General features: G+C 46.2%; 14 protein-coding genes. 10 read left to right on the forward strand and 4 right to left on the reverse strand.

Annotation, left to right across the window (positions count from 1 at the left end):
* The first annotated feature begins 14 nt into the window (after positions 1 to 14).
* From AMICO_RS01015 to AMICO_RS01035, 5 genes are all read left to right on the forward strand, one after another.
* Entirely contained in the window at positions 15 to 554 is a 540-nt protein-coding gene (locus tag AMICO_RS01015) for a TRAP transporter small permease (RefSeq protein WP_013047621.1), read from the forward strand.
* Positions 555 to 1892 carry a TRAP transporter large permease gene (locus AMICO_RS01020; RefSeq protein WP_013047622.1) on the forward strand — a complete coding sequence of 446 codons (1338 nt, stop codon included), beginning with the start codon at positions 555 to 557 and terminating at the stop codon, positions 1890 to 1892.
* A gap of 84 nt (positions 1893 to 1976) precedes the next feature.
* Entirely contained in the window at positions 1977 to 3572 is a 1596-nt protein-coding gene (locus AMICO_RS01025; protein ID WP_013047623.1) for an N-acyl-D-amino-acid deacylase family protein, read from the forward strand.
* Between the two features lie 36 nt (positions 3573 to 3608).
* Positions 3609 to 4733, forward strand: coding sequence for an alanine racemase (gene alr / locus AMICO_RS01030; RefSeq protein ID WP_013047624.1), 1125 nt, complete (start codon positions 3609 to 3611; stop codon positions 4731 to 4733).
* Between the two features lie 135 nt (positions 4734 to 4868).
* Positions 4869 to 6152: an MFS transporter gene (locus AMICO_RS01035; protein ID WP_083775735.1), complete on the forward strand. Its 1284-nt coding sequence runs from the start codon at positions 4869 to 4871 to the stop codon at positions 6150 to 6152.
* Positions 6153 to 6154: 2 nt separating this feature from the next.
* On the opposite strand, the gene AMICO_RS01040 is transcribed toward AMICO_RS01035, so the two are convergent.
* Genes AMICO_RS01040 through rlmN form a run of 3 tightly spaced genes read right to left on the reverse strand, consistent with a single transcriptional unit; the run spans position 6155 to position 9165 of the window.
* Positions 6155 to 7894 carry a ferrous iron transporter B gene (locus AMICO_RS01040; RefSeq protein ID WP_013047626.1) on the reverse strand — a complete coding sequence of 580 codons (1740 nt, stop codon included), beginning with the start codon at positions 7892 to 7894 and terminating at the stop codon, positions 6155 to 6157.
* Positions 7884 to 8144 carry a FeoA family protein gene (locus AMICO_RS01045; RefSeq protein WP_013047627.1) on the reverse strand — a complete coding sequence of 87 codons (261 nt, stop codon included), beginning with the start codon at positions 8142 to 8144 and terminating at the stop codon, positions 7884 to 7886. The genes AMICO_RS01040 and AMICO_RS01045 overlap by 11 nt, the downstream gene beginning before the upstream one ends.
* Positions 8122 to 9165 (reverse strand): dual-specificity RNA methyltransferase RlmN, encoded by a 1044-nt coding sequence (rlmN, locus tag AMICO_RS01050; protein WP_013047628.1) that lies wholly within the window; start codon positions 9163 to 9165, stop codon positions 8122 to 8124. Before rlmN ends, AMICO_RS01045 begins: the two co-directional genes overlap by 23 nt.
* 306 nt (positions 9166 to 9471) lie before the next feature.
* Between rlmN and AMICO_RS01055 the strand changes: the two genes are divergently transcribed.
* Positions 9472 to 10539, forward strand: coding sequence for a TRAP transporter substrate-binding protein (locus AMICO_RS01055; RefSeq protein WP_013047629.1), 1068 nt, complete (start codon positions 9472 to 9474; stop codon positions 10537 to 10539).
* A gap of 136 nt (positions 10540 to 10675) precedes the next feature.
* On the opposite strand, the gene AMICO_RS01060 is transcribed toward AMICO_RS01055, so the two are convergent.
* Positions 10676 to 10969: an NAD(P)H-dependent oxidoreductase subunit E gene (locus AMICO_RS01060; protein WP_013047630.1), complete on the reverse strand. Its 294-nt coding sequence runs from the start codon at positions 10967 to 10969 to the stop codon at positions 10676 to 10678.
* Between the two features lie 120 nt (positions 10970 to 11089).
* On the opposite strand from AMICO_RS01060, the gene AMICO_RS01065 reads away from it, so the two are divergent.
* From AMICO_RS01065 to AMICO_RS01080, 4 genes are read left to right on the forward strand one after another with little or no spacing between them, the layout of a single operon-like run.
* Positions 11090 to 11902 (forward strand): ZIP family metal transporter, encoded by an 813-nt coding sequence (locus AMICO_RS01065; protein ID WP_013047631.1) that lies wholly within the window; start codon positions 11090 to 11092, stop codon positions 11900 to 11902.
* Between the two features lie 36 nt (positions 11903 to 11938).
* Complete coding sequence (locus AMICO_RS01070) at positions 11939 to 12493, forward strand: manganese efflux pump MntP (protein ID WP_013047632.1); 555 nt, start codon at positions 11939 to 11941, stop codon at positions 12491 to 12493.
* Positions 12451 to 13488 carry a Mur ligase family protein gene (locus AMICO_RS01075; RefSeq protein WP_013047633.1) on the forward strand — a complete coding sequence of 346 codons (1038 nt, stop codon included), beginning with the start codon at positions 12451 to 12453 and terminating at the stop codon, positions 13486 to 13488. The genes AMICO_RS01070 and AMICO_RS01075 overlap by 43 nt, the downstream gene beginning before the upstream one ends.
* Positions 13481 to 13924 (forward strand): poly-gamma-glutamate biosynthesis protein PgsC/CapC, encoded by a 444-nt coding sequence (locus AMICO_RS01080; RefSeq protein WP_013047634.1) that lies wholly within the window; start codon positions 13481 to 13483, stop codon positions 13922 to 13924. The genes AMICO_RS01075 and AMICO_RS01080 overlap by 8 nt, the downstream gene beginning before the upstream one ends.
* The last annotated feature ends 4 nt before the right edge of the window (positions 13925 to 13928 follow it).

Consider the following 13928-nt stretch of genomic DNA (forward strand, 5'->3'; position numbering starts at 1 on the left):
ACGGAGGGGTAAGGATGAAGAATTTATACTTACGGTTTGTAAGGCTTATTGAAATATTCGAAAATACAATTTGTGCAGCTGGGCTTGTTCTCACAACAGTTCTTGTCTTTGCTCAAGTTGTAAATCGTTATTGGCTGCATTTTGAAATAATGTGGTTGTCAGATTTGGCATTGTACTTTTTTACGTTTTTTATGCTGTTGGCTATCGCTCTTACCACAAGAGTGGAGGGTCACACAAGTGTTGACGTCTTTCTAGAAACCTTTTTTAAGGGAGAACACATGGCAAAGTCAAGAGCCATATATATTATGATATTGAATTTAATATCGATTGTTATTATGTTCGCATTTTTGCCAGTTGTTCTAAAGTTTACGCTGCGCGCAATTACATATCCGGAGTATGGAACTCTGGTACGGTGGTTTAACACGAGCTGGCTCGTTGAGTGTATGTTTATGATGCTTGTACTTTCTATATTTCACTCTATACATAATGTTGTAGTTAAGTTCATAGATTATCGCCGTCAATACGTAATTCCGGTTTCACAGGAGGGAAAATAAATGGCTTTGGGTCTAACTGTATCTTTAGTTTTTTTCTTCTTAGGTCTTTTTGGCGGAGTAGCCCTCGGTTGGCTGTTTATAGGAAGCTCTCTTATTGGACTTTCAGTGGCTGGAATGCCGCTGTCTTTTACAGCAGGAACTTTTTACCACTCTCTCTTTAGTGAAGTCCTAATGGCAATTGGGTTCTTTGTGTATGCGGGAAGCCTTATTTCTGAAGCGGGGCTGGCTGATCGGATCGTTCGTTTTTCCTATGCCCTTGTTGGTAGGATACGCGGGGGCATGGAAATTGTCTCCATCGTGGCGACCCTCTTTCTCAGCGCTTTGACAGGTTCGTCAGTTCCCTGCATTTCCGCTCTTATTCCTCTGCTGGTTCCTCGCCTTGCCAAGTATGGATACGAACCCCAATACACCACGGCTATCCTTTGTTCTTCAAGTTTTCTTGGCTATCTTATCCCCCCAAGTGTTCCAGCCCTCGTCTATTGTCTTGTCGCTCAGCAGTCCGTGACGGCTGTTTTTCTTGCGACAGTTGTCCCCGGTCTTTTAATTGCTCTGGGTTATGGGGTTTTGAATTTTTATTTGTGCCCCAAATATATGAATATGGCCATTGCTTCGGAGCACGAACTGCCACCAGCCGCCTTTTCTGAGAGAATGAAGGAGATAATGAGTTCTACATGGGGAGCTCTTCCCGCGTTGGGATGTCCGCTCATCATTCTGGTTGGCATATACGGCGGTATCTTTACTCCTAACGAAGCGGGAGCTATAGCTACTATCTATTGTATTTTTGTGGGACTTTTCGCATATAGGGAACTTACTAAAAAGGGTTTTTGGAACGCTACGCTCAGTTCCCTTGTTTCTATAGGAGTCATTGCGGTTCTAATAGCAGCTGGAACCGTCTTCGCACGATATTTGATTCGTCTTGGAGTGGCTCAGGAAGTCGCAAACTGGATGTTGGGGCTTTTCGAGAGCAAGATTATGATCATGCTCATGGTCAATATCCTTCTTTTGATCATGGGGATGTTCATTGATGGCATTCCCATTTTGATTTTGGCAGTGCCCCTTATCCTGCCTCTGATGAAGGAGCTTGACGTTAATCTGGTTCATTTAGGCGCTATTGTCATTCTTAATGTTGGTCTTGGTGTAATAACGCCTCCCTTTGCCATGTCTATTTTTGTAGGGTCCCGGTTGTCGGGATGCTCTTATGGAGAATTAGTGCCAATCATGATGAAGTTTCTTCTACTCGTAGGCATTCCTGTTCTTCTTCTGACGACGTATATCCCAGCTCTTTCATGTTGGCTGCCAACTGTTATTTTAGGACCCAATGTGGTGGGGCCATGGTAGATTTTTATTAAGAAGATTTTTTCATGGGGAATTGGCATATAACAATTTTTAACTACACTTTAGAAGTTAAGGAGCGGACCAGCAATGAACTTTGATGTCATTATTAGAAATGCCATTGTAGTTGATGGTACAAACAGTCCCTGGTTTAAAGCTGATGTCGGAATATCAAACGGCCGCATTGATTTTGTAGGGAAAGTACCTCTTGATGCGACTGGAAAAGAGGAAGTAGATGCCGAAGGCAAGGTGCTATGCCCTGGGTTTATTGATGGCCATACCCATGCGGATTTTGTTCTGCTGCAGGATCCACTGATGCTTTCGAAACTTAAACAGGGAGTAACTACGCAAATAATAGGACAGTGCGGCATAAGCCCGGCACCTGTGACTGATGATAAGGTCGAGATGCTTGATCAGTATGTTGGATTCTTTAAAGGCGGGACAACTCTTGACTGGACGTGGCGTAGCTTTGGGGGTTGGCTTGATAAGCTGGAAACATTGAGTCTGGGAACAAACATAGGCGCATGTGTCGGGCAAGGTACGGTCAGGCTTGCTGTCATGGGCTTTGAAAACAGGCAGCCTACACAGGACGAGATGGAAAAAATGCGTGCTTATGTGGAAGAGGCCATAGATAGCGGGGCTTTTGGTCTTACCAGCGGCCTGATCTATCCTCCCGGAGTTTACTCGAGCCATGAAGAGCTTTGTGCTCTAACGACTGCACTGAAGAAGAAAAATGCCCTGTATCTGTCTCATATGCGCAGTGAATCAGGAGCAGTTGTAGAAAGCGTTATGGAAACTATAGACATTGGGCATAAGAATGATATCCCTGTACAAATCTCCCACCATAAAGCGGCTGGTAAGATGTACTGGGGACTTGTACAAACTACCTTGCAGAAAGTGGACGAGGCCCGTGCAAATGGGGTGGATGTGACGTTAGATCTGTATCCATATGATTACAGCAGCACGACGTTGCGGGCCATATTGCCGGCATGGATTCAAGAGGGCGGTTTGCAGAAACTTAATGAGCGCCTGGCTGATCCTTCTGTGAGAAAACAAGTCATGGGAGAAATAAAAACAGATGTAAGTTGGGATAACTACTACTTGCTTGGCGGCGGCAGTGAAGGTATAACATTGTTGTACACTCCAAAGACTCCGGAATGTGAAGGAAAAACCCTATCGGAAGTCGGGAAGCTTATGGGCAAGTCTCCAATAGAAGCGGCTTTCGACATTATTGTGGCCAATGGAGGTTCGGACACAGTTTGTTACAATGCTATGTCTGAAGACGATGTGCAGTATGTTATGAAGCACCCGGCAGCCATGTTCGTATCAGACTCTATTTTTGGAGCAAGTGGAGGCAAGTCCCATCCCAGGACCTTTGGGACGAACCCAAGGGTGCTCTGCAAATATGTAAGGGAAGAAAAGGTTTTGACCATTGAGCAGGCAGTATGGAAGATGACTGGGTTCCCGGCGGCTCGTTATGGTCTCCAGACCAAGGGGATAATTCGAGAAGGAATGGATGCGGATATTGTCATATTTGATCCAGAAACAGTAAGGGACAAGGCGACTATAGAGAATCCTCAACAGGATCCGGAAGGGATCGAATACGTCTTTGTAAATGGAGTTAAAACCGTCGAGAAAGGCGTTTGCACCGGAAAAACTGCCGGTAGGGTTTTAAGAAAGAAATAAACAGCATAACGATTATATGGGCGGGAGGTGTTTAAGATGTCGTGGAGACCTACCAGATTGGAAGTTGACCTTGAGAAGGTCAGAAATAACTATCGGGCAATACGAAAGCATGTGGGAGAGAGCGTTAGGATCTTTGGCGTTGTAAAAGGTGACGCCTATAACCTCGGAGCAGATAAAATAGGCAGGGTTTTGGCAGATATGGGGGTAGACTTCTTTGCGGTTGCCACTGGTGATGAGGCCATTTCCTTAAGGGAATCGGGCATTGAATCCCCTATACTGGTGCTGGGGCCTTCTCCGTATGGCATTGCTGAAGAATATGTTCGTTTAGGGATAAGAGCTGCCATTAATGATAAAGGAATAGCTAAGGCTCTGTCAGATGCATCTGTCAGACTTCAGAAACCTGCATATGGCCATGTCAAGATAGATTCCGGCATGGGAAGAATAGGCTTTTTCCCTCATGAGGCGGCAGATGCGGTAGAAGAGATCTCTCATTTGCCAGGGCTTAACCTGGAGGGGATCTTTACCCATTTTGCCATTTCAGATGCAAGGGATCTAACATACACTTATGAACAGCATTCCACCTTTGTAAAAGTTATTGGCGAGCTTGAAAAGCGGGGCATTACTTTTTCTATAAAACATTGCTGCAATTCTGGCGCTACTCTTGCGCTGCCCCAGTTTGTTATGGACGGCGTAAGGCCAGGACAGCTTGTAGTGGGTATGTACCCGTCAAAAGAAGTGGTACGTTCTATCGCCATAGAGCCTGTTTTCGAGTTTAAAACAGCCATATCAGCAATTCGTACCGTGCCAGCCGGAAAAAAACTCAGCTATGGTTTGACATATGAAACTACAGCAGATGAAAGAATCGCTGTTATACCGGTGGGGTATCATGACGGCTATTCCAGAGAGCTCTCAGGAAAAGGTACGGAAGTGTTAATACACGGGAAACGATGTCCCATAGTGGGGCGGATATGTATGGACCAGGCTCTGGTGGATGTAAGCGTTCTTCAGAACCCCCAAATAGGAGACGAAGTCGTTCTCCTTGGAAAGCAGGGAGAAGAAACGATCACAGGGGATGAGATCGCTGACAAGATCGGAACCATCTTCACAACCCTCCCCAACATGATAGGTAAAAGAGTGCCGAGAGTGTATTTGAACGAATAAAATTGTAAGTTTATAGAAACAGCATTTATCGGGGCTGTCGTTACGATGGCCCCGATAATTTTGTGCTATTATGTGAAAAGTGTCTTTTATAATCCATTATAATTGTTGCAACCTGAAAAGGGCGTTTTCTATAAAATGAAGAAGGGGCTGAGTCTATTGGATCCTCAAAAAGATCTTAAAACCGTTCGGAATGCTCACTTCATCTTTGCGATTATCTTATTAGCTTATTTCATGTCTTATTTTTTCCGTATCGCGCCTGCGGTTGTCATGCCTCTCTATGCTGCCCCCTTAGGTCTTAGTGCGGCTATGACAGGTTTTATAGCGAGTTTTTATTTTTATGCCTATGGGGCAATGCAGCCTGTGTGTGGAGTGCTGCTTGATAAGTTCGGCCCCATGAGAGTTGCTTCTACCGGGCTGTTTATTACCGCGTTGGGCGGATTTATGATGGTTTTCAAACCGACAGTTTTCACCCTTTCTCTGTGGCGGCTTCTTATGGGATTGGGCTTCTCACCCCTATTCATGGGAGCTCTGGTCTTTCAGGCTGCTGCCTTTCCTTTGACTCTTTACGCTTTTTACTCGGGGATTACGTTAGCCACTGGCAATATGGGGACTGTGGTTGGCGTCGCTCCTTTAGGAACAGCTATTGATACGTGGGGTATGCCGGTCGTTTCAACTTTCCTCGCTATATTCTGCCTTTTTCTTTCCTCCTTGCTGTTTCTGAAAAGAAAAGACGACCCTGTTTATTCAAAAGAGAGATTCCTTTCCCATAGTTTGCTGCAAAACTTTAAGGAAGCCTTCCGTTTTGTTACAGGCTCACCAGTTGGCCGCTCCATAAGCCTTTTATGGAGTCTCTCTATGGCATCCATCCTTTCTCTTCAGGCTCTATGGGCTGTTTCCTGGTTTGCTGCCGTTTATGAACGTCCTTTCGCCGATTGCCGAGGCTGGGCGAGTCTAATAGGAGTGGGAGTTGTCATGGGAACCCTTTTGTCTGGGTTTCTGGGTCGTTCTGAAAAGATCAGGAATTTTCTGCTTTATGCATTTTCAATTGTTTTTTCTCTTTCCCTGGCCCTCATTACCGGACTTCTTTTCTTTCATTTTCCCATATATCTTGCGGCATCGGCAGGGTTTCTTTTAGGAATGTGTACGGGCGGAGGGGCGGTATGTTACGCGGCGAAGATCAATGAAGTGGCTCCATCTCATTTGCGGGGAGCGGTCATGGGCGTGGTTAATACCTTTATATATTTGTCTGTAATTATTTATCAGTGGGGGACAGGAGCCATACTTGATTTTTTCCCTGGAGTTGAACCAGGATCCTATGCAAAAGAAGGGTACGCCGCGGCCTACATTATCGTTTTTGGAGTGAGTACTCTTGTTTTCTACGCCCTTTGGGTTTTGCACCGTCATAAAAGGGAGCGTTAAACTCACAGGTTTAGAACGATCCGAAGAAGGGATCCGGCGGTAAGGGCTGAAAAAATCATTATAGCCAGGCTTCCGGCAAGTTTCTTGCCCCCAAGTTCCTTCCAGAGCACGATGAAGGTCGCTATACAAGGAAAGGTCATGGCCAGCGTTACAGTGGCCACTATAAGTTGCTGAGGCGTCAGGTTGAGTGTGGAGAGCATTCCAACAGCAACGTCTTTTCTCAGGAGCCCCATAATAATGGGACCGGCCGCTTCTGCCGGCAGACCAAGAAGTCCTGTGAAAACAGGCCTGAAAAAGCGTGTAATTCCGTTAATTACGCCTGTCATGTAAAGCAGGTTAATAAGAAGCACACCCCCCATGACCAGGGGGATGGCCTCCATAATGAATCCTTTCAGACGAAACCAGAGTTTAAAGAACAGGTCACGGACCGAAGGGATCCGGTAGGGGGGAATTTCCACTATGAGCTCAGGACTATGCCCTGGCAAAAGGGCATGGAGGATCCTCCCTATAACAACCCAGGCCGAAAAGAGGACTCCATAGGTTATGATCACATATTTGCCGCCGAGATGTCCTATTACCCCTACGATCATTGCCTGCAGGCCGGCGCAGGGGATGGCTATCGAAATAAGGGTGGCGGCAATAAATCTTTCTCGCTCTGATTCGAGAACCCTCGTGGCTAAAATGCCAGGAACGTTGCAGCCCAGGCCAAGAAGAGCTGGCACTATTGCATAGCCATGGAGGCCTAAATGGTGGAACAGGGCGTCAAAAAGAACGGCAAAGCGCGGCAAATACCCAACATCTTCCAAAAAGCTGAGAGCCAGGTAAAAGGACAGCACATAGGGCAGCACCATAACAAGGGGTACGTAAAGTCCTGTAGAAAGCAAACCGAAACTTTGCTCCATATCCACAGTCCCATGGATCAGGGTTCCTATAAGGAGCTGATGCAGTATAGGGTGTTTGCCTAAAATAGGAGAGAACTTCATCAGGGCTGGTATCCAAACTCTCTCTGTTATCGGGTTAAGCAACGTGTTGATAAGCCCTTCTCCAATAAGGCGTATGACATAAAAGCTCAGGGCGATAACCAGAACCCCTATTACGCCTCCCCAGAATGAATCCACTGAAAGGTCTTCAAGTTTGTCTCTTAGGGTATGATGGCGATGGGTTAGTTTTTGAGTTTGTTCTATAATTAGGCCGATTCGTTTCCATCGTTCCTCACTCGTAAGGGGAGGGATATGCCCTTTTCGGGCTTCGGGAATACGCTGGATGATGCGATTTATTCCCTGCCCGGACAAGGCTACAGTAGGAACGACAGGTACCCCTAGAAGCTTCTCAAGTTTTTCAACGTCAATGCTGATGCCTCGATGCCGGGCCTCATCCACCATGTTAAGGGCCACAATAGTATGGATGCCTCGCTCCATGGCTTGAAAGGCCAGATAGAGGTTTCGTTCGAGAGCTGTGGCATCAAGTACTATAATCGCCAGATCCGCCCCTTCATCTACCATGCGGCGGGCAACTTGTTCCGCCTCATTCGTGGGATCAAGAGTGTAGGCTCCAGGAACGTCTATAATCCTGTAAACTTCGGAATTGTAACGAAGCCATCCCTCCAAAAAGCCCACTGTGGTTCCTGGATAATTAGATGAAATGGCCCGTACTCCGGTCAAGCGAGAAAAGATAACACTTTTCCCTACATTGGGGTTTCCAATGAGAAGAAGGGTTTTTTGTGCAGGGTTCTCAGGCCCCATGGCCAAACTCCCTGAGAGGTTTAACTATCACCCGTGATGAGATACGCCACCCTATGGCAATCTGCCTGCCGTCTACTATAATGGTAATGGGGCCATGAAAAGGCATGCCCGAAACCTTTTCAATGATCTTTCCCTCCCGAAGCCCAAGGGCCTCCAGGCGACAGCGGCATTCTCCGCTAGGCATTTGAACGATCTGGGCAGTAACTCCATTTTGCAGATCTTTGAGGTTATAAACGTGAACTTTTTTCATTTTGTCTTCGTAACTGACCACATGCGGCATTGATATCAGATCCTTTTTCCCGACGGATTTCATATTCAATGTTCAGTTCACTGAGGATCTTCCCAAAGGCCTTGATGCGTTCCTGGGAAGAACGCCTATATGTAGCATCTACAGGGTTATAGGGAATAAGGTTCACGTAAATAGAAAGTCCATTCATAAGGGCAGCAAGCTCATATGCTTGTTCCGTATTGTCGTTTACCCTATCGATCATCACGTATTCGATGGTAACGCGATCACCAGTTTTTTGCTGATAGTCACGAAGGGCTTCTATAAGGGATCCCAAGGGATACTGTTGATTGATAGGCATAAGTTTATTCCTCAACATGTCATTTGTGCCATGAAGAGAAACAGAAAGCCTCACAGGGATTTCCAGCTCTGTAAGAGCTCTTATGCCGGGAACAATGCCGGCGGTAGAAATTGTCATGTGGCGGGCGCCGAGCCCTCTCATCTTGGGGTGGTTTAATATCTTTATGCTCTTGAAAAGAGCTTCCTGGTTGAGGAGGGGTTCACCCATGCCCATAAAGACTATATTGGTAATGTTCTGTCCAGCGGCTTTTTCCATGGCCAGAAATTGGCCGACGATCTCTCCGGGAGTAAGGTTTCGTACAAAACCACCCTTTCCCGTAGCGCAGAAGGCGCAAGCCAAAGGGCAACCAACCTGACTCGATATGCAGGCGGTGTTGTGATTTCCGTGAGACAGGAGCACGGATTCTATTCTCTGACCGTCCTGAAGCTGCCATAAGAATTTTCGTGTGCCATCTTTTGATGTTTCCTGTTTCACGAGGCTTGGCGGTAAAATTAAAATTTTATAAGCAAGATCCTCACGAAGATCCTTTCCGAGATTCGTCATATCGTAGATATTAAAGACCTTTTTTTCATATATCCACTGACAAATCTGATCAGTTCTGTATCTTTGAAGCCCGAGTTTTTCTGTACAAAACTCAAGCCACTCGTCATAGTTCATTTCAAGAGCAACAACAGCTTCGCTCATTTCTTAATCCTCCTGACTGAAAAACAGTTCATATTATATAGCCGTTCGCTTATAATGGCACGTTTAGTCAAAAAATGTCAAGAAGTAATAGCATGGGCTCTGTAGGCCCTCACTCTCTTTTTGCGGATCAGTCTCCTTCCGATTTATTTACTCCTCGGGCCCTCGGGAAGCTTTTAAGAGTTTATTAACATTTCCGTTTTGGAAAAATATAAATTAATTAACAATTATGAAAATATATTTTGCCAATACTTCAAAAATTGTGTATTATAATTAATGTTGCAATTTACTAAATGTGGAGGTGGCAAAGTGAAAAAGGTCGTACTTTTTTGGGCGCTTATTCTCTGTGTTTTTAGCCTTCTTGTTGGAGGCGAGGCTTTTGCCAAAGCTGAATATGAATGGAGTTTTACTCAACCCTGGTCAAGACCTCTGAGTAACAAGGGATATGAATTTTTCTGCGATAAGGTCAAGGAGTATTCAGGCGGTCGGATTGAAATCAAATTTTATCCCGACGGATTGCTTGGCAACCACGACGAGTCATATCACGCCGTCCAGGAAGGCAGCATCGCCATTGGCACTTTCTCTCCCTATGTCAATCTGGTGCCGGGGGGCATGCTGAACTGGATGCCCTGGACAGTGGAGAACTTTGATGAGGCGAGACTGGCATACTCTCCAGCCGGCGGCATTTTGTTCAAGGTTATGGAGGATGCGTGGGAAGAAGTGGGCTTCCACGTTCTTTTCAACGTTGCCCAGGGTCCTTACGGCATAGCGAACAGCAAAAGGCCCATTCGCACTCCCGAAGATTTCAAGAACTTGAAACTGCGAGTGTCTTCTTCTCTTGGTTTCGTAAGATGCCTCGCGAACATGGGAGAAGGAACGGGCATGACCCTGGAAACAATTCCATGGAGCGAGCTGTATAACGCCATGGCAAGAAAGGTCGTAGATGGCTGCTGGACCATGTGGCCCTCACTGGTTGACGAGAGACACTACGAAGTGGCTCCCTACTATACAGACCTTCAATTTGCATGGGACGCTCAGAATATCGTCATGAACAAGAAGCTTTGGGACTCTCTTCCTGACGATCTCAAGGAAGCCGTAAGCAAGGCGGCTCTTGAGGCAGATGAGTATCTTCTGCAGATTCAGGAAGCGGCTCAAAAAGATTATATAGCGACATTAGAGAAGCAGGAAGGCTTTGAGATCATTCGTCTGACCGATGAAGAGCGGCAGGTCTTCAGAGACAAGGCCCGCATGTCCGGAATCTGGGAAGAGCTTTGCACGCCATGGCTTGAAAAGAAATACCCCGGACAGAATATGACCCAGGTCATTCTTGACGAACTTGATCGTATCCACGAAGAGGTTGCCGCGAAAAAGAAGTAGTAATTATCACCGTATAATCAGAGGCATATAGTTTTTTGCTAAATAAAGAGGGGAAGAAAGCTTAAAAGCTTTCTTCCCCTCTTTATCATCTATTTAGAAATAGCGGGACTTACAGTATTCTAGTGATAGTATTCCATTAGAGGGTAAAATACGATCTAAGCAGCGCAAAGAGCTTTTCCTTTGTCATGTGGCCATATATTTCTCCTTTAAATTCAACGACAGGAGAAGCGGTACAGGCTCCGAGGCAGGAAACAAGTTTTATATGAACGTTGTCTTCTAATGCAAGTTCCTGAATAACGTCTTCTGCAATAGGAACAAAGTTTCTGCTGCACGGTCCGCAAATGTAGAGAAATTCTTCAGCGGCCTGGACTGATAAAGAAGGAACGAAAAAAAATACTCCCAATACGAATAAAAAAAGAATTTTCTTCATTCTATGTGCCTTCTTTCTTGAGTAGTATTATTATATATAATGATATTTTCTATTTTTTACAGCGGACTTTTTACTGGAACAAGAATCCGCAATATTCATGAGAAATGGAGTGGTAAAGTCGTGGGTGACTTTTTTGCATCTGCCGGCCCTATTGTACAAACCTTAATAGGAACACTCTTTACATGGGGATTGACGGCTTTGGGAGCGGCGGCTGTTTTTGTTAGAAAAGATCCGAGTAAAAAAATGCTTGATGTCATGCTGGGGTTTGCAGCAGGAGTAATGATAGCCGCGAGTTACTGGTCTCTCCTTGCCCCTGCCATTGAGATGTCCGCCGAAATGGGCATGTGGCCCTGGTTTCCTCCAGCGGTAGGTTTTCTCTTGGGGGGAGTTTTTCTCCGGATTGTTGACCGAATATTGCCCCACCTCCATTTAGGGCAGCTGCGAGAAGAGGCTGAAGGGATCGAAACGACCTGGAAAAGAACAACACTGCTTGTCATGGCTATCACTCTCCATAACATTCCAGAGGGAATGGCCGTGGGCGTTGCCTTTGGAGCTGTGGCTTCTGGCATTCCTTCTGCATCTTTAGCTGGCGCAATGGCCCTTGTTTTAGGCATAGGCATCCAGAACTTCCCTGAAGGCATGGCTGTGTCCTTGCCCCTTCGCAGAGATGGGGTCTCTCCCATGAGAAGCTTCTGGTATGGTCAGCTTTCAGGGATAGTAGAGCCCATTTCCGGGGTAATAGGGGCTGTAGCCGTGGTTATGGCACGTCCCATTCTGCCTTATGCTTTAGCCTTCGCGGCAGGGGCCATGATCTTTGTAGTGGTGGAAGAGGTGATACCTGAATCCCAGCAGGGAGGGTATGGCGACCAGGCCACCATGGGAGTTATATTGGGTTTTATAGTAATGATGATATTAGATGTGGCTTTAGGATAGAATAGTATAAGCCATTTGTTGAAGGGATGGAATTCCATGTCTGTAATCGAACTTTTTTTAACAGCAGCGGCTCTTTCCATGGATGCCTTTGCTGTCTCCCTTGGCGTAGGGGCCTGTTTGCCTCTTTTAACCCCTGGGGCGGCTTTTCGAATGGGAATCGCCTGCGGAAGTTTTCAGTTCCTTATGCCTCTTGCGGGGTGGATGGCGGGCATACGTTTACTCTCTCTAATAGAAGCTTATGATCATTGGGTAGCCTTTCTGCTTCTTTTTTTCCTGGGCGTAAACATGATCAGGGAATCCAGAAAAGAAGAAGCCTGCGAGAGAAGAGACAACACATGGGGACTGACCCTTCTTTCTCTGGCTGTCGCGACTTCTATTGATGCGCTGGCTGCGGGCATTGGGGTGGCTGCGCTGAAAGGTTCAGTCATGTTTTTAGCTGTTCCTGCCGGTATCATTACGGCGTGTCTTTCTGCTGCAGGCGTATGTCTGGGATTCCAGGCAGGCCGATTCCTTGGAAAGTATGTTGAAATTGCAGGTGGAGTTGTCTTATGTTTTATAGGGTTGAAAATCCTTCTTGTGTCCATTATATGAAACAATTGCAGATAGTTGTAACGGGAAGCCGGGGAAAGAGCAGTGTGGTCAGGTTGCTCTTCTATGCCCTTTCTGCTTGTGGGATAAAAACCTGGGCCAGAATAACAGGCGTTATCCCAAGGGAATTGTCTCCTGGGGGAGAGAAACCAATTCTAAGAAGTGCCGGAGGGCATGTGGAAGAAATGAAATGGTGGCTTCGTGTCATACCTGTTGATGCAGAGGCTGTGGTACTTGAAAATAGTGCTGTGGCGCCAGACCTCCAGGAACTCCCTTCCAAGTGGCTCAAAGATCCCATATTTGTTATCACTAATGTACGCCCGGATCATCAGGATGCCTGGGGGCCTGGTGAAGAGGGGGCATTAGGGGCCATTATGAGGGGAATACCTCAACGTTCTACTGTTTTTATTCCTGAAACTACTGCATCGTCTCTTGCCCTGCTTGATGGGTTAGAGAAAAAACAATGTAAGGTCCACGTTGCCCCTCTTTCCTCCAAAGGGTATTCTGTATGGAGAGAAGAGAATATGGCGGTAGTGAGAGAGATACTGAACTTCATGGGCCTTGATAGCAAAAAGGGCGAAGATGCTGCTTCCTCTCTTGTTTCTGATGTTGCGGATTTTCAGGTTATTCCTCTTGGGGATTCCGAATTAGCTGCGGCTTTTTCTGCCAATGACCTTGCGACGACTAAGTTGCTATTTGCCAGTCTGGAATGGAAAATGGAGGAAACCACCATACTTTTCAACTCTCGTCGTGACAGACCTGAACGGCTGAAGGCCTTTCTTCCATGGCTTCGTCAGCCAGGATGGAAAAGAGTGCTCTTTATGGGTGCAAGGCCCCTTTATCCCCGTAAGGGAATAAAATATATTTCCATCTCTTCCATAGCAGATGTGGAAGAATTGCTCAAGAGAGAAAAAAAAGTTTTCGGGTGCGGAAATGTAGCAGGTATGCCTCTTGCATTTCTTATCGACTATGCTTTAAAGGGAGGTAACCATGCATAGCGTTCAATTAGGGACCATTGGTCTTGGTATAGTCTTGGGAATGTTTTTTTATAACCGCACTGGCCGTTCCTGCGGCGGAATTATTACCCCAGGATTTATTGCCCTTCAAATAGGGAGCCCATCGTCTATTGCAATGGCGCTGGCCTCTGCGGTTGTGCTTTCCTTCGTTCTTGAAGGAGTTGTTCGTGTAACGGGTATCTATGGCCGCCAGCGTATAGCGCTGGCTATGCTTTTGGCCCTGGGCTGCAAGTTTATGCTTGACCTTTTTTTTCCTGTGAGCTCCCTTTGGCTTGGGTGGGTTCTTCCAGGTCTTGTGGCGGCTGATATGCAACGTCAGGGACTGGTTGAAACCTTGACTGGAACAGTTATTGTAAGTTTGCTTACAGTGATGTCTCTTGAGGTACTGGTTTTTTTGGGGCATTTTGTTGGAAGGTAGATAG

This window comes from Aminobacterium colombiense DSM 12261, from assembly GCF_000025885.1.
GTDB classification, from domain to species: Bacteria; Synergistota; Synergistia; order Synergistales; family Aminobacteriaceae; genus Aminobacterium; species Aminobacterium colombiense.